Raw genomic sequence first — 20,307 nt, 5'->3', positions numbered from 1 at the left:
TCTTGCGCCCGGGGTGGCCCGGCCTGCGCTGCGGCAGGCCGGACCACCCCGGGTTACATCAGGTGGAGCGTCAGCTCTTCAGGTACATGTTCACGAAGAGCGGCATACCCATGGTCGGGTCACCGGTCGTGGTGCCGACGTTGGTGCCCTTCACGACCGCGAGCTTGTCGTAGTAGGTCGGGAGCGCGACGTACAGCTCCATGATCTTCTTGTCGAGCGCGGCCCACTTCGAGGTGGACTCCTCCGCCGGCAGGTTGGCGATGCTGTCGATCTCGGCGTCGAGCGCCTTGTCGCTCAGCATGCCCCAGCTCTGGCCGTCGCTGATGCTGTGCGTCTGGAACAGCACCGGGAACCAGGAGCCACCGGTCGGCCAGTCGGAGCACCAGCCGGCCGGGCTCTGGCCCATGTTGACCGGGGCGTCGTAGTCGCCCTTCTTGGTCCGCAGGTCGGCGGTGGAGACACCGATCGGCTTGACCTTGAAGCCCGCCTTGGTCAGCGCGTCGGCCCGGATCTGGCTGACCTGCTGGGTGAGCGGCTTGGTGTTGTCGAAGTAGTAGCTCAGCTCGAAGCCGGCCTTGCCGGCCGCCTCCAGCATCGCCTTCGCCGCCGCCGGGTCACCGGCGCCCGAACCCGCCAGGTCGGCGACCGGGGTGTACTTCTCGTAACCCTGGACCGAGGGCGGCATGACCGTGCTGGCCGTCTCGGCGACGTAGTCGTTCAGACCGGCCGCCTTGTAGAGCTGGTCGTACGGGTAGGCCTTGGCGACAGCCTTGCGGACCTCCAGCGGGATCTTCCGGGTGTCCAGCTGCCAGACGATGGTGCAGGAGCTCTGGCCCTGGACCAGCTGCTCACGCTTCTCGCCGGTGAGCTGCGGGATCAGCGACGCGTCGAGCTCGTCGTAGTTGATCGAGTTGGCGTCCTGGCCGTTGCTGTTGAGCACGGCCTGCTGCGACTTGATGGCGTCGCCGCCCCACTGGAACTTGAAGCCGTCCAGGTACTGGTGGCGCACCGGGTCGGTGTTCGGGTCCCAGTTGGTGTTCTTCTCGAGCTCCAGCGACGTGCCGGCCTGGTAGCTCTTGAACTTGTAGGGGCCGGTCGCCAGGGGCTTGTTCTTGTAGTCCTGCCGGGTGTCCTTCTCCTTGGGGATCGGAGTGAACATCGGGAAGGTCATGTAGAACGGCAGGTCGGAGAACTGCTTGGCCAGGTGGATGATCAGGGTGTCGGTGCCCTGGGTCTCCACGCCGGCGTAGTTGTCGCCGTCCTTGTAGGGGCCCTTGTACTTGTCGCCGTCCTTGAAGTACTGCAGCTGGTACGTCGGGCCGTTGACGTAGATGTCGTGGGCGAACGACCGCTTGATCGCGTACGCGAGGTCCTCGACCTTGACCGGGGTGCCGTCCTCGTACTTGATGTTCGGCTGCATCTTGAAGGTCCACGTCAGCTTGTCGGCCGACGGGGTGCCCAGGTCGGTGAGGTCCGGGACGAGAACAGCCTTGCCGTCGCGGATGTCGAACTGGGTCGGCGTACGGAACAGCGTCTTGCCGATCTCGTTCGAGTCGACGTAGTAGATGTCCGTCGGGTCGAGCGTGTTCGGCGTCGTCTGAGCCACGACGTTGAGGACACCGCCCGGGCGAGCGCCCTCGATCTCCTTGGCCGGCCCCTTGGCGTTGGGGTCGGTCGCGGTGACCTGGGTCGTGATCTTGTTGCTGTCGCCGCCGCCCTGGGTGTCGTTGTTCGACGACGGGCTGCTGCAGCCGGCCACACCTAGCGCCACGGCGGCGGTGGCCGCAATGGCAACGTTAAATCGCCTTGCCATTTCTCCTCTTCTCATACTGGGCGTCACCGTCACCGTCGGGTGCGGGGATCGAATGCGTCACGAATCGAGTCGCCGAGCAGGCTCAGCGCGAGCACGAGGATCGTGATGGCGGCCACCGGGATCCACAGGTAGAGCGGATCGGCCCGGTACCAGTTCTGGGCGGCGGCGATGGTCAGGCCCCAGGACGGCGTGGGCTCGGTGAGCCCGACGCCGAGGTAGGTCAGGCCCGCCTCGGTGACGATGTAGGCCGGTAGCGCCATCGAGACCGAGATGACGATGGGCGCCACCAGGTTGGGCAGGAGCTCCTTGAAGAGCACCTTGCGGGTCGGCACGCCCAGCACCTTGGCCGCCGCGATGAACTCCCGCTCGCGCAGGCCGAGCACCTCGCCGCGGATCAGTCGCGCGAGGCTGGCCCAGCCGAAGAAGGAGAGCACGATGATGAGTGAGTAGAAGCGCACCTGGGCGACCTCGTCGTTGCCCGCGTTCTCTGTGTTGCCGACGAACACGGCCAGCAGCGCGGCCGGAACGGCGATGGCGAACAGCAGGTAGGGCAGGCTCAGGACGAAGTCGATGAACCAGGACAGGATCCGGTCGATCCAGCCGCCCAGGAACCCGGCGACGAGGCCGACGATCACGCCGATGATCGTGGTGATCACGGTGACCGAGCCGGCGACGATCAGGGACGGGCGGGCGCCGTAGACCCAGCGTGCGAACAGGTCACGGCCCAGTCGCGGCTCGACGCCGAACCAGTGCTCGCCGTTCGGCGCCACGGTCGGGAAGCCGTACTGGTCGATCAGGTTCTGGTTGAGCGTCGTCGGGTCTTGACCCTCGAGCTTGGCCAGCAGCGGCGCGAAGATCGCGATCAGCACGAAGAAGAGGAAGATGCTTCCGCAGATCACCGCGACCTTGTCCTTGCGCAGGCGCGCGAGGGCGATCTGGGTCGGCGACTTCCGCCGGGTGTCCACCTTCTTCACGGACTCGCCGGTCGGCGCTCCAATCGGGTCGGTCGGCGCACCCTTGCGGGAGAGCTCGGCCTCTTCGATCAGCGGTTCCAAGCGTCGGTCACCTCCATCGGACGACACACCTCACATGCGTCGTGCGTGAGAGGTATTCGGATGCTGCGCTGGGAAAGGTAGCCCGGATCTCGGTCGTAGGAAATGAGTTGACGCATCGAATGAATAACAGCCCGCTGAAAGCGGGGGATGACGGACGTCACAACCGGCCTCGATGCCGGAGAGTGCGAAGCACCACTCCCTCGGATAAAACACCCGTAACGGTGATCAACTTGGCCCCCAATGTCCGTTATGGAAAGTCAGAGGGCAATCGTACTGTTGCGCAAAGTTATCGAAGTCATCCTCGCCGCCGGGCCGCCCGCTGTTTCGAGCCCGTTTCCTGAGGGTGTCGATCTTGGAGGCGAGTGGCCGTGGTTTCCTACGGCGAGGATCGCCCGATGGCGCAAGATCTTCGGTGGCTACGCCATCACGGGGTCGTATCGACGGCCATCCCGCCCTTCGGAACGCGGTTCCGTGGTGGTCGGCGCTGTCTCGGCGTGTCGCCCGGGCTACGCGGCGTAGACCCGGGAAAGGTCGTCATACGGAGACAGCGGCCATTCCGATAACGAATCGGGGTGCCATTCGCGGCCCTTTCCGGACTTCGAAGTCGGTCTTAGCCCGACGGGGCGAGCGCGATGAGGATCTCCTCGGCGCGCTCGCGAGCCACCCGGCGGTCCGCCCCGGGGCTCCCGATCAACGGGTCCCAGTTGAGGTCGTAGAAAAGCTCGGTCACGCCCGCTTCGGCGTACAGCTGGGCGCCGGCGCGGATCTGGGCCCAGTCGCCGGTGAGCGGCACCGCGTCGTCCCGCCGGCCGGGCCGCACGACGCCTCGGACCACGATGCGCACGGCATCCGGGTCCCGGCCGGCTTCCTCGGCCGCCCGCCGCACGATCTGGGCGCCCCGCGCGATCTCGTCGAAGGTGAGCCGGCTGCTGCTCACCCAGCCCGCGCCCAGCCGCCCGGCCCGGCGCAGCGCGACGTCAGCCGTGCCGCCGAGCAGCACGGGCGGGCCGCCCGGCTGCACCGGCGGCGGCGCCATCGTGCTCGGCGGCACGCGGTAGAGCTCTCCCTCGAACGAGGCCACCGGGTCGTTCCAAAGCGTGCGCAACACCTCGAGGTATTCGCCGAGCCGGCGTCCGCGAGGGTGCGGGTCGGAGCCGGTGGCGACGAACTCGGGCGCCGACCAGCCGGTGCCGAGCCCGAGGTCGAGGCGGCCACCCGACAGCACGTCGAGGGTGGCGGCCTGCTTGGCCAGGTACGCCGGCGAGACGTACGGAATGTTGATCACCGCGACGCCGAGCCGGACCCGGCTGGTGCGCGCGGCGGCGAAGGTCAGCGCGATCAGCGGGTCGAGCACACTGCGGTAGACCGGCGGCAGCTGCTGATCGGCGCCGGCCAGCAGCCGCTGGAACGACCAGAGCCCGTGATAGCCGAGTTGCTCGGCCCGCTGCGCGAAGGCGCCCAGCGACTCCGGGTCGGCCCACGCCCCGGCCACGGGCGCGCCGCAACTGATCAGCATCGGGCCAGATTATCCGCAGTGCCGCTCGTACTCGGCGGTCAGCGCCTGCCCCAACTCGGCCAGGCGGGCGTCCGGGGCACCCGCCTGCACGGCCGTGATGAAAGCCCCGTATGCCCCGGCCAGCCCGTCGAGCTCGACGTCCTGCAGAAGAACCATGTACGTCGCCTCGGCCACCCGGCGGAAGTCGGCCGGGGTCTCGGCGGGCGGCCCGGCCGGTCCGGGCGGGTCCGGCGTCTCTACCGGCTCGTCGGCGTCGGGTCCGACCTCGGGCACCGCCATCTCGGACCGCAACCGCAGGCTGGCGCTCAGCAGCCCGACCGGCGAGCCCTCGAACAGCGAGGCCGGCTCGTAGTCGCGCGCCACCAGCCCGGCGCCGCGGGCCACCATCTCGTCCGGGTCGAGGTCGGTGCGGATCCGGGCCGCGCCCCAGCCGAGATAGGCCGCCAGCCGCTCGCGGATGGCCGGGATCCGGGTCGAGCCGCCGGCCAGCACCACCTGGTCGATGTCGCCCCAGCCCACGCCGTGCACCGTGCGGGCCGCCGCGATGGCCTCGCTGAGCAGGTCGAGCGAGCGCTGCACGTCCGGCTCGATCATCGCCTCGAGGGCCCGCCGGCTGAGCGGCACGCTCGCGCTCACCGTGGCCGTCAGCGCCGGCAGTTCGAGCGTCGTGGTGTCGGCCTCCGAGAGCTCACGCTTGCGTATCTCGGCCTCCCACCGCACCCGCTGCCGGATGGCCGGGTCCTGGCGGAGATCGATGTGATGCCGTTCACGGATCTGGCGCAGCACGTGGCCGACGATCAGCTCGTCGAAGTCGTCCCCGCCGAGCAGCTGGTCGCCGGCCGTGCCGAGGACGTCGACCGTGTCCTCCCCGACCCGCACGACCGAGGCGTCGAACGTGCCGCCCCCGAGGTCATAGATCGCGTACGTGCCGGGCCGGGCGTCCACGCCGAGCGCCATCGCCGCGGCCACCGGGTCCTCGACCAGCCGGCGCACGTTGAGCTGAGCCAGCCCCGCCGCCTCGCGCAGGGCCCGCCGCTGTGCCTCGCCGGCCACGGCCGAGACGGTGATCACCGCGTCGTGGATGGGCTCGCCGACGAACGCCTCGGCCTGGCGCTTGAGCTCGATCAGCAGGTAGGCGCAGATGTCGCGGGGCAGGTAGGTCCGGCCGCGGAACCGGACCCGGTCGCCGCTGCCGAGCCGGCGCTTGATGCCGGCGATCACGTTCTCGGGGTCGCCGGCGGGGGGCGCCCCGGCCACCACCTGGCCGTTTCTGTCCTGGCCGACCGAGGCGGGCATGGTGGTCGCGCCGCTGGGGCCACGGATGACGAACGGCTTGGCGCCGTCCCAGACCGAGACCGCACACGAACTGGTGCCGAGGTCGATCCCGACCACACGGTGGAAAGAGGGGTATGCGTCGGGATGCTCGGTCAAGGCCGCCCCCTGTGACCAGCAGTGCTCGGTGACCGTCAAATTAACGACCGGACCGCACTGATCACGATCGATCCGTCGGCAATCCGACTGAGGCTGGACAGCCCTACCCCTCGACGCCCGTCGCCTCGTGCGGCGCGCCGACCGGCTTGGACTGCGACGATCCCCGCTGCCGCAGATAGATGGCCAGGATCGCCATGGACGCGACCGCGAGCAGCTCCGACTGCCAGTTCTGCAGGGTTCGGTTCCAGAAGTCGGCTCCGAGCACGTACTGCCCCCAGGAGACCGGATCCTGCCGCTCGCTGAGCTGCTCCTCGTTGAAGGCCGCGACTCCGGCAACCGACTGGGCCACCCAGGAACCGAGGAAGATCAGCCCCATGACCAGACCCAGCGAGTTGGAGAAGATCCGGGTGCGCCAGCCGCCCGTCCGGGCCCACTTCGGCGAGTTCTCGTCGGCGTACGGGCCGATCTTCTGCTCCTCGTCGGTCTCGCGGCCCGGCTTGTCGAGCGACTTCGACTCCGGGGAGCCCTTCTGCAGCAGCCACACGGTCAGCAGGATGAAGAGGAAGAACTGCAGGTACTCGGACTGCCAGTTCTCGGCCACGTCGACGCCGAAGCTGGCCGAGGTCACGTAGCGCCAGAACGACACGTCCGGCAGGCCGACCGCCCGCTGCCCCTCGTTGAAGAAGGCCAGACCGGCGAACGCCTGACCCACCAGCACGACGAGGAAGAGCCCGCCGAAGACGAGGCCGATCGCGTTGTGCCGCAGAAACTTCTTCACCGGTGCAGCACCCCCAGCGTCGTGACATACACCAGCCCGGCGACGACCACGATCAGCAGCAGCACGAAGAGCGCCCGCATCTCAATCCCCCTCCACCGCGCACTGGTAGGGGCGGCTGCCCTGCGGTGTGCACCCGGCGGCGACCACTCGCCAGCCACCCGGGAATGCGCCCAGGAAGACGGTGTCGTCGTCGAGCTTGACCTGCGCCCACTGCCCGTACACCGAGGTCTCGACCACCTTGCCCGGCCGGGGCAGATCCTGGTCGAGAATCGCTTGTGGGCACGGCTCATCCTCGGCGACCGATTTGACCGTGTCCGGCGCGAGAACCGCGCACGCCGCCTCGCCGTCATCGGCCTCGACCGCGGTCAGCAGCCGCACAGCCACGTCAGCAGCGGCCTCCTGACGGTCGCCGACCGAGGAACAGCCCGCCGCCACGAGCACGAGGGCCACGCCGCCCAGTAAACGCAAGCGGATCATCGCCGCAGCATGCCCCAAATTCGGATCGGCCATGCGTGATCCGCCGGCGACGCTCCCCGGACGGGGTCAGGCAGCCGCGCGTTCGGCGTCCGCCAGCGCGTGCTCGGCCCAGCCGATGCGCTGGCCCGTCAGCCCCGCCTTGCGGGCCTGACGGACGGCCTCGCGCAACAGGCGCAACGCCTCCGGTACGTTGCCGGCGGCCAGTTCGGCCTCGCCCAGGGCCAGCGTGCCGGTGGCGACCCGGCGCGGATCGCCGTAGCGCTCCCGCAACACCTGGGACATGCGCAGGTGGCGCAGCCCGCGATCGGCGTCGCCGGCGACGAAGACGTGGAAGAAGCCGATGTGCCGGTGCACCTCGGAACGCACCATCTCGTCGGCGTAGCTCTCGGCCAGCGCCAGCGCCTCGGTGTAATACGGCATCGCGGTCGCCCAGTCGCCGCGCAGCACCTGGTGCACCAGGCCGAGGCCGAACAGCGACTCCGCGGCGCCGGCCGGATCGCCGACCTCGCGCTGGATGCGCAGCGCCGCGGTGAACAGCTGCTCCTCGGTCGACCAGTCGGCGCGGGTCAGGTCGCCACCGATCGCGGCGAAGTGGGCCAGCATGCCCAGCCGGGTCAGCGCGGCTGCCTCCTCCACCGGCTGACCGTCGTCGCAGGCCCGCCGGCGGGCGCCCTCGAGCATCTGCCACGCCGGCAGGAAGTCACCGGTGCGGAAGGCCGCCTCGAGCATCGCCTCACTGCCCGCCGCCAGCAGCGCCCCTGCGGTCTCCATGGACGCTACGTTAGCTTCTCATCACACTCCGGCGTGGCGCAGAGCTTCATCGATCGGCGTCGACCCACCGAAGAGCTCGAACGTCACCCCGACGGTGGCCGGCGTGGTCAGGCAGGCGGCCACCACCGCGGCCACGTCGTCGCGCGGCACGGGGCCGCGTCCGCCCAGTTGCCGGCTCACCGTGACCAGTCCCGTGCCGGGCTCGTCGACCAGGTGGCCCGGCCGCACGATCGTCCAGTCGAGGCTTCCGAGCGAGGTGACGTACGCGTCGGCCTCGGCCTTCGCGGCCAGATAGGCGCCCATCGTCTCGCCCCCGGCCGCCGGGTCCTGGGCGCCGATCGACGAGATCATGACGTAGCGGCGCACACCCTGCTCGACAGCGGCGTCGGCCAGCTTCACGGCCCCGCCGAGGTCGACTGTCCGCTTACGCGCGGGCCCACTTCCCGGCCCGGCGCCGGCCGCGAAGACGACGGCGTCGGCCCCCTTGACGTACGGAGACAGGGTCTGGTCGTTCTCGAGGTCGCCGATCACCGGGACCGCGCCCACCGCCTGCAGGTCGGCGGCCTGATCGGGCTTGCGGATCAGGCCGCGGGCGGTGTGCCCGGCCTCGGCGAGGATGGCGAGCAGACGGAGGGCGACCTGACCGTGGCCGCCGGCAACGAGGATGTCCATGTCCCCAACCTATGCCGACTCGCGCACCACCAGCGTGGGCTGGAACGTGACCGAGCGCGGCAAGCGGCCCGGGGTGGCGATGTGGGCCATCAGCACCTCGGCCATCTCGGCTGCCATCTCCTCGACCGGCTGGCGCACGGTGGTCAGCAGCGGGCGGCAGTCGAGGGCCGCGCTGCTGTCGTCGAAGCCGACCACCGCGATGTCCTCGGGCACCCGGCGGCCGAGATCCTGCATCGTCCGCAGGGCGCCCTCGGCCATCAGGTCGTTGGCCACGAAGAGCCCGTCGACCTCGGGATGCCCGTCCAGCAACCGCCGGGCCGCCGCCTCGCCGCCGGCCCGGGTGAAGTCGCCCTCGACCGTCGGCACGTCGGCGAAGCCCCGGTTCGCCAGGTAGGACCGGAAGCCCTCGAGGCGGTCGAGCCCGGACGGTATGTCGAGCGGGCCGCTGATGGTGGCGAGGTGCAGGCAACCCCGGTCGAGCAGGCGTTCCGCGGCCAGCCGGGCGCCCAGCCGCTGGTCGACGTCGACGTAGCTGACCGCTATGGGCGAGGTCGGCCGGGCCGAGACGACCGCGGGAATGCCGAGCTCGTGCACCTGGCGGGGCAGCGTGTCCTGCTCGTGGCTGCTGATCAGCAGCACCCCGTCGACGTGGCCCTGGCGCAGGTAGCGGATCACCTGGTGGTGGTCGGAGGAGTCGGTCGGGATGACGACCAGGTGGATGTCGTGCGGTCGCAGCGCCCCCGTGGCGCCCGCCGTGATCCGCCCGAAGTACGGGTCGGTGAAGATGCGGTTGAGGAAGGAGTGGTTGTCGGGGCGGTCGGGCTCGCTGATCACCAGCGCCACCGAGTTCGACCGGCGGGTCACCAGGCTGCGAGCGGCCACGTTGGGCACGTAGCCGGTCTCGGCGATGGCCCGCTGCACCATCTCCCGGATCTTGGCGTCAACGCTGGGGGCGCCGTTGATCACCCGGGAGACGGTCGCGCGGGACACCCCGGCCGCCTCGGCGACCTGGTCCATCGTCGGATGTTGCCCACCGCGCACGGGCCGGGTTGTCATGCGGTCCGTTATAGCAGCGAGGTGCGGACGGGTGCCGCCGCCGTCGGGTCCTCCGCCGGCGACACCCGTGGTCATCAGGGACGTCCGTCGGTGCCGCACTTGACGATGACGCGGATGCAGTCGTTCACCCGCCGCGCCAGCTCCGCCACCGGCCAGGCGTTGAAGAAGTCGCCGTGCATCGTGTAGCCCGGGCCCGACGCCAGCCGGAAGTTGGCCGGGTTGCCGTTGACCGGGTACCGCATGACCTGCCGCAGCTTCGGCACGACGACCGGGTGGCTGGGCGGGCAGGCGTTGTTGACCGGGTACGCCATGTGGCTCTTGTGGTCGGGCGAGTCGAGGTTCACGCCGTCCCAGCAGTGCGGGAAATCGAGGTACGACTCCAGCATCGTGCCCGGCGGGCAGGTGACGAAGTCGTGCGACGAGCCGACCTCGCCGGCGTGCAGGCACGACCAGCGCGAGAGGGTGTTGTCGTTCGGCCCCGTCGCCTTGGCGTTGCCGGCCACGATCCGCAGGCCCAGCGGGAACGGCTGGGTCTGCGCGATCAGGTCGTCGCGGACGCCCTCACCCAGGTAGTAGAAGATGCCCGTCGTCGGCTCGACCGGGGTGTTGCCGTTGTAGAAGGTCGGGATCCAGTACGACGACTTGTCGATCGACGGGTTGCAGTTGCTGTTCGCGTTCAACAGGTCCTGCGTGGTCGAGAACGCGTTGGTCACCTCGCTGCCGAAGAAGCTGTGCATGTGCGAGGCGCCGGGCAGGCCGGGGAAGATGATCGGATCGTCCGGCAGGCGGTGGCTGTACGGGCAGTCGGCCAGGAACTCCGCGACCCGCACGGCGCCCGGCGGGATGGTCGGCGTGGTCGTGCCGCCGCCACTGCCGTACACCTGGAACTCGGTCAGCGAGACACCCCACTGCGTGGCTCGCGCGGTGGTCTCGAGCCGGACGTAACGGCCGGTGCCCGTGGCGGTGATGGTCTGGCGGCCACCGGTTCCGTTCGTGGTGCTGTGGATCGTGCTCCAGGACGAGCCGTTGGCCGAGACCTTGACGCTGAAGGCCCGGGCGTACGCGGACTCCCAGCTCAGCACGACCGACGAGACGGTCGCGCTCGCTCCCAGGTCGACCTGCAGCCACTGGGGATCGCTGAAGGCGCTCGACCAGCGGGTGCCGAGGTTGCCGTCGACCGCGTTGGACGCGGGGAAGGCGGCCGACTCGGTGGAGCTGGCGGTGGCTGTCTTTCCTTGCGAGATGAGTGTGTCCGCGGCGCTCGCCTTGGTCGCGACGACCAACAGGGATGAGACGAGCAGGGCCGCGGCGAACATGACCTTCTTACGCATGATGCCGCCCTTGGGGGATGGACCGGGGCCCCGCGGGGGCCCCGGCCGGACGATCACTGGTAGACGCGCACGTAGTCGACGAGCATGCGGGCCGGGAACGGGGTGGTGGCGTCGATCGGACCGGGGAAGTCGCCGCCGACGGCCAGGTTGAGGATCAGGTAGAACTTGTGGTCGAAGATCCACGGGCCGCGGGTGTTCTCCACGGTGTCCTTCTTGGCGTCGAAGACCTGCCGGCCGTCCAGGAAGAACCGGATGCCCTTGCTGTCCCACTCAGCGGCGTACACGTGGAAGTCCTGCGACAGGTCGACCCCGGCCGCGTTCTTCTGGCCGTAACCGCCACCGCCGTTGTAAGCCGGGGCGTGCAGCGTCGTGTACATCTCGTTGGTGTTGCGGCCCAGGACCTCCATGATGTCGATCTCGCCGTTGTAGGGCCACGGGCGTCCGCTGAGGAAGTCCTCGCCCATCATCCAGAAGGCGGGCCACAGGCCGTTGCCCTTCGGCACCTTGATCCGGGCCTCGAACCGGCCGTACTGGGCGCTGAACTTGCCGCCCGTGTTCATCCGGGCCGAGGTGTACTGCCGGCCCTGGTAGTCCTGCCGGCGGGCCTCCATGACCAGGTTGCCCGCGCCGTCGGTCTGCGCGTTCTCGCTGTTCGGCGTGTAGTACTGGATCTCGCCGTTCTGCGGGACGCCCGGGTCGTAGGTCCACTTGGCGGTGCTCGGCTTGGTGCCGGCGGCCTCGTTGAAGTTGTCCTCGAAGACCAGCCGGGTGGCCGGGAAGGTCGGGTCGGCCGGCGTGTTCGGCGGGGTCACCGGAGCGCCGCCGGTGCCGTAGATGCTGAATTCCCACAGCGAGTAGCCGTAGGTGCTGCTGCGGACGGTGCCGTACATACGCACGTAGCGGCCGGTGCCGGTGGCGTTGATGACGTCCTTGAGACCGTCACCGGTGGTCGTGGTGAAGATCGGCGTCCAGTTCGCGTTGTCGTTGGACACCTGGATCTGGTACGACCGGGCGAACGCCGGGTCCCACTGCAGCACGACCTGGCTGATCTGCGCCGTGGCGCCCAGGTCGACCGAGATCCACCCCGGGTCGACCCAGCCGTTGGTCGAGCTGGTCGCCCAGCGGCTGGCCGAGTCGTTGTCGAAGGCCTTGTCCGGGCTGCACGGGTTGCAGTTGACGTCGTTCTGCCAGGTGCTCGCCTGCGCCGGCTTGTTGTAGGACAGCAGGCGCGCGGTGCCGCTCGGCGGCGGGGTGGTCGTGGGCGGCGGCGTGGTCGTCGGTGGGGGCGTGGTCGGCGGCGTGGTGCCGCCCGAGAACACCTGGAACTCCCAGAACGAGTAGCCGTAGATCGACAGCGCGCGCTCGGTCAGATTGATCCGCACGTAGCGGGCGGTGCCGCTGACCGCGATGCTCTGCTGACCACCGGCGCCGGTCGTGGTGGCGTACGCCTGGGTGTAGGTGCTGCCGTTGGCCGAGAACTGGATGTTGAAGGCTTTCGCGTACGCGCCCTCCCAGTTGATGGCGATGCGGCTGACCGCGGTCGGCGCGCCCAGGTCGACCTGCCACCACTGGCTCGCCGAGTACGAGCTGGCCCACCGGGTGCCGGCGTTGCCGTCGACCGCCTCGCCGGGCTGGTAGGCGCCGGCGACCTCGGTGGACGAGGCGGTGGCGGTCTTGCCCTGCGAGACGACCACCTCGGCCGCCTCGGCGTTCTGGGTGGTGGCGACGAAGAAGGCGGCGAGCAGACCCACGAGGGCCGCGCCGAGAGTGAGAATCCGGGCCGGGGACAGCCTGCTGCGAGGCGTCCCGAGCCCGTCCAGGACCGGGGATGTCATGGAGGGACTCCAGGGGAATCGGGGATATGAACGCTCGGGGAAGCGCTCTTTGTAACGCCACTGTTAACCGCGTCTCGGCGAGTGTCAATGCCTGGTAGCAGCCCGGGAAGCGCTTTCTTGGAGGTTCTCGCAGGTGAGAGCCCGGGCGGCCGTCACGGTTCCGGAACCAGGGCCAGGTTTTGCGGAGGGCGCGAAACGCCACGGGGGACGAGCCAGATGGTGTGAAACCCGAGACAGGTACGCTTTCCGGCCATGACCGACACGAACCAGCCGTCCGGCCGCCACGCAGCCAAGCCGGACGACCTCGGCAACCGCTCGACCGTCAACATCAAGCGGTTCCTCGAGAAGGACGAAGAGCTCGAGCGCCAGGCCAACGAGCTCCGCTCCAGCGGCCGGCACGCGGCGCCCGAGGTCCAGCCGGAGAGCTGACCCTGGTGCGGGAGGCCGCCCCGGCGGCCTCCCCCTGTTCACCCGGTTCGCTCAGCAGCGTCCACGGCAGTGGACCTACCAACCCGGCCTGACGGCCTTCCGCTCATCGTCCGCACGAGCGACGGCTGCCATAGTGAATCGGTGACCAGGCGGGTGTTCATCAGCAGCGCCTCCGGCGCGCTCACGCCCTACCGCACGACCGCGGCGGAGGTCTGCCACCGGCTCGGCATGGTGCCGGTCCACATGGAGTCCTTCGATCCGCAACGGCCGACGCCGGCGGAGGTCTGCCGCAAGCTGGTCGACGGGTCCGACGTGTTCGTTCTCCTGATCGGACGCCGCTACGGCTCGCGCCCGTCCCCCGACGACCCTTCCTACACCGAACTCGAGTACGGATGGGCGGTCGACCGGCCGGAGATGCCGCTGCTGCCCTTCATCGTGGATCCACGTTTTCCCTGGCCGCCGGACGATGTGTCCGACGCCGGGGATGCCGAGGCCCTCGAGCGATTCGTTGGGCAGGTGACGCAGGCCCACGTGGTCAAGTCGTTCACTACTGTCGTTTCGTTCCGGGAAGATCTTCTGCTGGCGCTCCGCCGCCATGAGTCGGTCCCCGCCGCCGCACGCGATCCGCTTGCCCTTCCGGCGCCACCAAGCCTTCACGCCATGCCTCCGTACGTGGGCAGCGCCCCCTTCACCGGACGCGCCGCGAGCCTGTCAGCGCTGGACGAATGGGGCCGATCCGGCGACACCATGATGGTCGTCGAGGCGATCGGGGGCACCGGTAAGAGCGCGCTGACTTGGGAGTGGGCCACCCAGCAGGCACCACAAGCCATCCCCGCCCTCGCAGGCCGCCTCTGGTGGAGCTTCTACGACGGGTCACCGTCGTTGACACGTTTCCTGCTCGAGGTGCTCGCCTACGTGAGTGGGCGAACCCCGGATTCCTTTCGCCATCTGCCTCCTGCCGACTTGGCCGACAAGGTCCGCAACACGCTGCGCCAGAAGCCCTATCTGCTGATACTGGACGGCTTCGAACGGCTGCTCAACGCGTACCACCGCTTCGATCCTTCCAAGATCCGCGACGACACGATGGAGCCGACACCGGAGCAACGCTCCATGATTGATCCGCACGCGGAGGACATCATCCGCCAGCTGGTCATGTCGAGTCCTTCGAAGATCCTCATCAGCTCGCGGCTCATGCCGACAGTACTGAACAGGCGTGGGCAGGTGCTGACACCCGGAGTCCGTCTGACTTCACTGCCCGGGCTCAATGACGAGGACGCTCGCATCCTGCTGACCAGACTCGGTGTCCGGGGCAGCGAGCCGGCGCTGACTGAGTTCTTCTCTGCCCTGGACAACCACCCGCTCCTGCTCGGGGTAGTGGCCGGGCTCATTCGTGACTACCGACGGAGTCCGGGCGACTTCGACCGATGGCTGGCTGACCCGTCCGCGGGCGGAGGTCTGCAGCTCGGGCGGCTGAATCTTCATCAACGTCGCACTCACATACTCGAAGCCGCATTCGACCGGCTCTCACCCGCGAGCAACCGGTTGCTCGGCCAGGTCTCGGTGCTCTCGGGCGCGGTCGACTGGTCCACGCTCGAGGCGATCAGCCCCTTCCGCGACCAGACCGACGGCACGCGAGCGGACGCTCAGCTTGATTCGGCACTTCGTGACCTGGAGGAGCGCGGTCTCCTCTGGTGGAATCGCTTCGCGAACTCGTACGACATGCATCCCATCATCCGAGCGTTCGCATACGACCGCCTGGAAGCCACGGAAGAGGTACAGGCCAACGTCGCCGTGCGTGATCACTTCTCCCAGCTCCCGCCGGAGAACACAAGCCAAGCGGCCAGCGTCGACGACATGTACCAGACCATCACCATTTTCCGCGCCCTGATCGGCTCCGACCGCACGGCTGAGGCCGAACGACTGTGGCAACAAAGCCTCAGTCATGTCCTGCTCCAGCAGATCGGCGCCTATCCCACCGCCGTGGAGTTGCTGAGCCCGCTGGCAACTCGGGGCGACGCTGATACGCGGGCTGACTTTACGATCGCTCATCTGTTGCAGGGCCGGTACGAAGACGCAATCGGGCACGAGCAGGCTCTGCTGCAGCACCTGGCCGAGACGAACTCGTCGCCGGAGCAGCTTCTCTTGAGTCTCAACCGCTTGAGCACCGCCTATCGGGCCAGTGGCCGCCTGGTGCACGTCCTACGGCTCCTCAATCTCTCAGTCGACATTCTCGACGCTTCCGGCTCGGACCCGGGGCGCGACCGCAGCCTGGTGATGCAGGCGGGGGTGCTGCGCCTGCTCAGCGGAAAGCTGGATGCTGCGCAACACCTGCTGGACAAAGCACAGCGCCTCGGCGAAACGCCGGTGTCCTCCTGGGATAGGCCCTACCGGCTCACCAGCGACGGCGGACGTTCCCGGCCGAAGACCGCGCCTCTCTGGTTCGACGACAATCCGCACCTGTACTGGTTGGAATTGACCTTCCGGACGACGGGCGCGCTCACTATCGATCAACTCCTCACCTACGAGGGCGAGGCACTCTCGGCGTGGCATCGTCTGCGCCTCGTGGATCTCCGCCTCCGCCTGCTCATCCGGCAGGAAATGTGGGACGCCGGGCTCGATGCGGCTGAACAGCACCTGCGGCTCGCGCTCAGCTCCGGCTTCGACGCCACCCCCGCAACGGTGGCATACATCCTGGCCAGAACGGGCAGGGACGGTGCCGCCAGCGCAATCGAGGAGACACTGGCCCGGCTTCCTCGCCTCCATCCCGCGAGTCAGCCGCACCTGCGATTGGCGCAGGCCTATCTCGAGCTGGGGCAGAGGACCGAGGCTTCCCGTCATGCCGATCTGGCATACCGGCAGGCGTGGGGCAGCGGCCCGCCGAACTACAACTTCTGGGATCTGCGCGAAGCGACTGACATCCTGACTCGGCTCTCCGAACGCCCACCCCACCTCGAAATCATTAGTCTCGCCGACGCCGGCATTTCAGTCGAGTCCGAGGTCACGGCCTATGCGGCCAGACTTCGCGGACGTCAGTCCGCCTGACTACGCGGGGATCTTGGCTGCGGCAGTGACCCGTTGCCGCCAGGCCTTGCGGACGGCGCGCAGCTCGCCGCGGTGGCGGGACTCCCAGGCGGGCAGCAGCCGGGCCACTACCCGCATGGCAGCCGTGTGGGCCGGTCGGCGGCAGTCCACGTCGGCGGCGAAGAGGGCTCGGAACCTCGCGACGGCCCGGTGCCAGCCCGGACCGGCCGGCGCGCCGTCGAGCGGTGGGTTCCGCAGCTCGACGTGGGGTGCGAACAGGAAGTCGGAGTAGTCCGGCCCGACGACGTAGCCGTGGCGGGTCTTCATACAGGCGTTGTAGCCACCCCACGCTTTGAGCACCGCGGCATCGCGATGGACCGCCGACTGCATTTCGCCGAAACCGGAGAGGTCGTAGACGCCGGATGGCGGTTCGAAGTCGGTGTACATCCGATGCTCGAACGGGGCTGTGCATTTGTTCAGCGTCTCGGCGTCCTCGGGGCGCACCACCCGCTCGCCGGCGCCGGCCCGGGTCAGCCGGGCGCCGGCGATCGCGTTGAGTTCCCAGCGCCGCGTGCCGGCGGTCAGCGAGTCGGTGATCGACGCGCTGCCGTTGCCGACGCCGAAGTCGGCGTCGACGAAATCGCGGTAGAAGCTGACGAACAGGGGCTTCCGGTACGGGCGGCGGTGGGCCCGCATGCACCTCTCGACACTGATCTCGACGCGGTGGTAGTTCAGTCGCTCCGCGGCCCGATGTTCCTCGGCGTTACCGGCGATCCTGATGTGCAGCGCGTCGAGCCGGGCCGCTGTCGCTGCTGGGTCGAAGCCGGGCGGCGCCGCGGGCGCCGCCGCCCCGCCGGTCAGCAACGCGGACAACGACACCAGCGCCAGCAGCGATCGCTTCACCATCAGGCCAACGCCGCAGCCCGGTCGCGGTGATGGGCCGGGTCGCGGGACACTCGGGTGGCGACGGTGGTGAAGACGGCGACGAGGGCGACGTTGACGGCTACGGCGAGCCAGCCGACGTTGGCGATGTGGGCGACCGGCCAGGCCAGCGCGGCCAGGGCCAGGACGGGCGCGATCCAGGCCGGGGACATGCGGCGCAGGACGCCGGCGGCGAGGAGCAGGGTCAGCGGGAAGAACAGGCCGAGCGGTTTGATCAGCACGGCGGCGCCGGTGGCGTCGACCAGGTCGGTGTCGCCCAGGGACACGTGGATGGTGTTGAAGCCGTAGGCGACGTTGCCGGCGGCGCCGAGTGCGCCGACCAGCAGCAGGACGGCGGCCGACAGGCCGCTGCCCAGGGTGGCCAGCCGCATCACGACGAGGGTGTAGCCGACCGCTCCGAGCACGTGGAACACCGCGGCGGCGGGATCGTCCCAGCCGCGGGTCGCGTACAGCAAATCGGCGATCAGATAGACGACGGGCGCGACGACGAGAGAACCGGTGAGCAACCGGTCGACCGGTGTGGGAGTCATGGCTCCACCGTGGCCGTGCGGACGGGCCGAAAGATCCGGGCCGGCCCTCGGAGATTGCCGGGTCAACCCTGATCACACGGCGGCCGGGCGCTGGCACCATACAGACGTGACGCGGGGCTGGGCCGCCGGAGCGGCGACCACGGTGCTGGTCGCCGGCGGGTTCGCGCTCGGGGCGCACCTCGGCAACCTGCACAACGGACTGATCGCCGTCTCGTTCACGGCGGTCGGGCTCTACGTGCTGCGCCGGCGGCCCGGTCACCGTGAGGGCCGGCTGTTCGTGGCGGTCGGGGTCGCGCACGCGGTGATGTTCGCCGGGCGGCAGTACGGCCTGCACGCAGGGCCGCTGCCGGGCGCGTCCTGGATCGGCTGGCTCGGGGTGTGGCCGCTGCCGCTCGTGCTGGTGCTGGTGGGGGTCGCGGTGATGTGTTTCCCGACCGGTCGGCTGCCGTCGCGCGGCTGGGCGCCGGTGGTCGGCGTCCTGACCGCGATCGGGCTCGTGCTGTCCGCGGTGTCGGCGTTGTGGCCGGTCGAGTACGCGCGGACCGGGCTCGTCGCCGGCCCGCCGTTCGACCTGCCGGGGCGGGCCGCCGCGACCGCGTTCTACGACGTCGCCCGGCCCGCCGGCTACCTGCTGTTCCAGTTGACCTGGGTGGCGTGCGTGATCGTGCGGGTGCGCCGGGCCCACGGCGACGAGGCCCGGCAGCTCCGCTGGTTCCTGTACGCGGCCACGGTCTCGGCCGCGGTGATGGTGCTCGGCCTGGCCGGGTGGGGGTCGCCGGTTCCCGGCACGCTGACCGCGCCACTGCTGGCCGTGGCGGCCGGCGCCGCCATCCTGCGGTACCGCCTCTACGACATCGACCCGGTGATCAACAAGTCGCTGGTCTTCGGGGCGATGGCGGCCCTGGTGACCGTGGGCTACGCCGTGGTGGTGACCGGGGCCGGCCGCCTCGTCGACGGGTACGGCACGTTGCTCTCGCTGATCGCCACCGGCCTGGTCGCGGTCGTCTTCGAACCGCTGCGCCGCCGCGTGCAACGGCTGGCCGACCGGCTGGTCTACGGGCGGCGGGCCACCCCGTACGAGGCTCTGGCCCGGCTGTCGGCCCACTTCACGGCCCCGGCCGGCGGGCTGTTGGACGGCATCTGCGCGACCGTGGCCGACGCCGTCGGCGCGCGCGAGGTGGTGCTGTGGACCGGCCCGGCCGACGACCTGCGCGCGGTCTCGGCCTGGCCTGCCACGACCCCGCTCCCGGCCGGCCCCCGGACGCCGCCCGTGCCGGTGCGCCACGACGGGCGGCTGCTCGGCGCGCTCACGGTGGCCAAGGCGCCCGGCGAGACGCTGTCGGGCGCCGAGCAGCGGCTGGTCGGTGACCTGGCGGCCCAGGCCGGGCTGGTGCTGCAGCTGCGGGCAACGGCCCAGCGGCTGGTCGCGGCCGGGGACGCGGCCCGCCGCCGGCTGGAGCGCGACCTGCACGACGGCGCCCAGCAGCGGCTGGTGACCGTGGCCATGGAGCTGGGCGGGGTGGTGCGGCTGGCCTCCGAGGCGGGCGCCGGTGACCTCGCCGCGCGGACCGACGACGTACGCCGGCAGTTGCTCGAAGCCACCGCCGAACTGCGTGAGACGGCCCGCGGGTTGCACCCGGCCGTGCTGAGCCAGGACGGGCTGGAGGCCGCCGTCGGGTTCCTCGCCGACCGCTCGGCGCTGCCGGTGCGGCTGACGGTGGCCGTGGCCGAGCGGTTGCCGGCCGAGGTCGAGTCCACCGCCTACTTCGTGGTCAGCGAGGGACTGACCAACGCGGCCAAGCACTCCGGCGCGGCCGCGGTCGAGGTCCGGGTCACGCTGGCCGGGGCCGAACTGACCATCGAGGTGTCCGACGACGGCTGCGGCGGGGCCGCTGTCCGGCCCGGCGGCGGCCTCGAAGGGCTGGCCGACCGGCTGGCGACGCTCGACGCCCGCCTCACGGTCGGCGGCGGGCCGGAGGGAACTCGACTGAGGACGGTGATCCCGTGCGGGTGATGCTCGCCGACGACGCGGTGCTGTTCCGCGAGGGCATGGCCCGCATCCTGAGCGACGTCGGGTTCACGGTGACCGGGCAGGCCGGGGACGGCGCGGCGCTGCTCGATCTGGTGCGGGCCGACCCGCCCGACGTCGCGGTGATCGACTTGCGGATGCCGCCCGGATTCTCGGCCGAGGGCATCGACACCGCGGCCGCGATCCGCTCGACGGCGCCGGGCGTCGGGCTGATGCTGCTGTCCCAGTACGTCGAGGTGCACCACGCGCTGCGGCTGATGACCGAGTTCGACGGCGGCGTGGGCTACCTGCTCAAGGACCGCGTCTCCGACCTGGCCGCGTTCGGGACCGACGTGCGCAAGGTGGCCCGCGGCGAGACGGTCATCGACCCCGAGCTGGTGGCCCGGCTGGTCGCCCGCCGGCGCGAACGCGACCCGCTCGACGCGCTCACCGAACGGGAGCGCGCCGTGCTGGCCCTGATGGCCCAGGGCCTGTCCAACGGCGCCGTCGCGGCCGACCTGCACCTGGCGGTCAAGACGGTCGAGGCCCACGTCTCGTCGATCTTCACCAAGCTCGGGCTGGTCCAGCACGAGCGGGAACACCGCCGCGTGCTGGCCGTCCTGACGTTCCTGCGGGCTTAGC

General features: G+C 70.0%; 17 protein-coding genes. 4 read left to right on the top strand and 13 right to left on the bottom strand.

The window, feature by feature from the left end; genetic code table 11:
- Window positions 1-70: 70 nt before the first annotated feature.
- The 11 genes from KXC43_RS44900 to KXC43_RS44850 all read right to left on the bottom strand — a co-directional run bounded on the left by KXC43_RS44900 (window position 71) and on the right by KXC43_RS44850 (window position 12,735).
- Complete coding sequence (locus tag KXC43_RS44900) at window positions 71-1,813, bottom strand: ABC transporter substrate-binding protein (protein WP_221382406.1); 1,743 nt, start codon at window positions 1,811-1,813, stop codon at window positions 71-73.
- A 29-nt stretch (window positions 1,814-1,842) separates the two neighbouring features.
- On the bottom strand, window positions 1,843-2,868 hold the full coding sequence (locus KXC43_RS44895) for an ABC transporter permease (protein WP_221382405.1): 1,026 nt from the start codon (window positions 2,866-2,868) through the stop codon (window positions 1,843-1,845).
- Window positions 2,869-3,478: 610 nt separating this feature from the next.
- Complete coding sequence (locus tag KXC43_RS44890) at window positions 3,479-4,384, bottom strand: TIGR03619 family F420-dependent LLM class oxidoreductase (RefSeq protein ID WP_221382404.1); 906 nt, start codon at window positions 4,382-4,384, stop codon at window positions 3,479-3,481.
- Window positions 4,385-4,393: 9 nt separating this feature from the next.
- Entirely contained in the window at window positions 4,394-5,815 is a 1,422-nt protein-coding gene (locus KXC43_RS44885) for an Hsp70 family protein (RefSeq protein ID WP_221382403.1), read from the bottom strand.
- Between the two features lie 103 nt (window positions 5,816-5,918).
- Window positions 5,919-6,593 (bottom strand): DUF6766 family protein, encoded by a 675-nt coding sequence (locus tag KXC43_RS44880; RefSeq protein ID WP_221382402.1) that lies wholly within the window; start codon window positions 6,591-6,593, stop codon window positions 5,919-5,921.
- 81 nt (window positions 6,594-6,674) lie between these two features.
- Window positions 6,675-7,070 (bottom strand): hypothetical protein, encoded by a 396-nt coding sequence (locus KXC43_RS44875; RefSeq protein WP_221382401.1) that lies wholly within the window; start codon window positions 7,068-7,070, stop codon window positions 6,675-6,677.
- Window positions 7,071-7,136: 66 nt separating this feature from the next.
- A complete protein-coding gene (locus KXC43_RS44870; protein WP_221382400.1) occupies window positions 7,137-7,841 on the bottom strand; it encodes a tetratricopeptide repeat protein in 705 nt (234 codons plus the stop codon).
- Window positions 7,842-7,862: 21 nt separating this feature from the next.
- Window positions 7,863-8,513: an SDR family oxidoreductase gene (locus KXC43_RS44865; RefSeq protein WP_221382399.1), complete on the bottom strand. Its 651-nt coding sequence runs from the start codon at window positions 8,511-8,513 to the stop codon at window positions 7,863-7,865.
- Window positions 8,514-8,522: 9 nt separating this feature from the next.
- Window positions 8,523-9,569 carry a LacI family DNA-binding transcriptional regulator gene (locus KXC43_RS44860; RefSeq protein WP_255645908.1) on the bottom strand — a complete coding sequence of 349 codons (1,047 nt, stop codon included), beginning with the start codon at window positions 9,567-9,569 and terminating at the stop codon, window positions 8,523-8,525.
- A 74-nt stretch (window positions 9,570-9,643) separates the two neighbouring features.
- The gene (locus KXC43_RS44855; RefSeq protein ID WP_255645907.1) at window positions 9,644-10,900 is read right to left on the bottom strand and encodes a DUF1996 domain-containing protein; all 1,257 of its coding nucleotides are present in this window, start codon (window positions 10,898-10,900) and stop codon (window positions 9,644-9,646) included.
- 53 nt (window positions 10,901-10,953) lie between these two features.
- Entirely contained in the window at window positions 10,954-12,735 is a 1,782-nt protein-coding gene (locus tag KXC43_RS44850; protein ID WP_221382398.1) for a galactose-binding domain-containing protein, read from the bottom strand.
- Window positions 12,736-12,987: 252 nt separating this feature from the next.
- On the opposite strand from KXC43_RS44850, the gene KXC43_RS44845 reads away from it, so the two are divergent.
- Window positions 12,988-13,164, top strand: coding sequence for a hypothetical protein (locus tag KXC43_RS44845; RefSeq protein ID WP_221382397.1), 177 nt, complete (start codon window positions 12,988-12,990; stop codon window positions 13,162-13,164).
- A 141-nt stretch (window positions 13,165-13,305) separates the two neighbouring features.
- Entirely contained in the window at window positions 13,306-16,206 is a 2,901-nt protein-coding gene (locus KXC43_RS44840) for a DUF4062 domain-containing protein (RefSeq protein WP_221382396.1), read from the top strand.
- Here KXC43_RS44840 and KXC43_RS44835 read toward each other — a convergent pair whose 3' ends face one another.
- Window positions 16,207-17,091 (bottom strand): hypothetical protein, encoded by an 885-nt coding sequence (locus KXC43_RS44835; protein ID WP_221382395.1) that lies wholly within the window; start codon window positions 17,089-17,091, stop codon window positions 16,207-16,209.
- Window positions 17,091-17,657 carry a hypothetical protein gene (locus tag KXC43_RS44830; protein WP_221382394.1) on the bottom strand — a complete coding sequence of 189 codons (567 nt, stop codon included), beginning with the start codon at window positions 17,655-17,657 and terminating at the stop codon, window positions 17,091-17,093. The genes KXC43_RS44835 and KXC43_RS44830 overlap by 1 nt, the downstream gene beginning before the upstream one ends.
- A gap of 106 nt (window positions 17,658-17,763) precedes the next feature.
- On the opposite strand from KXC43_RS44830, the gene KXC43_RS53055 reads away from it, so the two are divergent.
- On the top strand, window positions 17,764-19,671 hold the full coding sequence (locus tag KXC43_RS53055; RefSeq protein ID WP_221382393.1) for a sensor histidine kinase: 1,908 nt from the start codon (window positions 17,764-17,766) through the stop codon (window positions 19,669-19,671).
- Window positions 19,662-20,306, top strand: coding sequence for a response regulator transcription factor (locus tag KXC43_RS44820; protein WP_221382392.1), 645 nt, complete (start codon window positions 19,662-19,664; stop codon window positions 20,304-20,306). Before KXC43_RS53055 ends, KXC43_RS44820 begins: the two co-directional genes overlap by 10 nt.
- The last annotated feature ends 1 nt before the right edge of the window (window position 20,307 follow it).

The sequence above is a fragment of the Paractinoplanes polyasparticus genome, assembly GCF_019710575.1.
GTDB lineage: Bacteria > Actinomycetota > Actinomycetes > Mycobacteriales > Micromonosporaceae > Actinoplanes > Actinoplanes polyasparticus.
The sequence above is the reverse complement of the archived record's forward strand: the minus strand, read 5'-3'. Positions and strand labels throughout refer to the sequence as shown.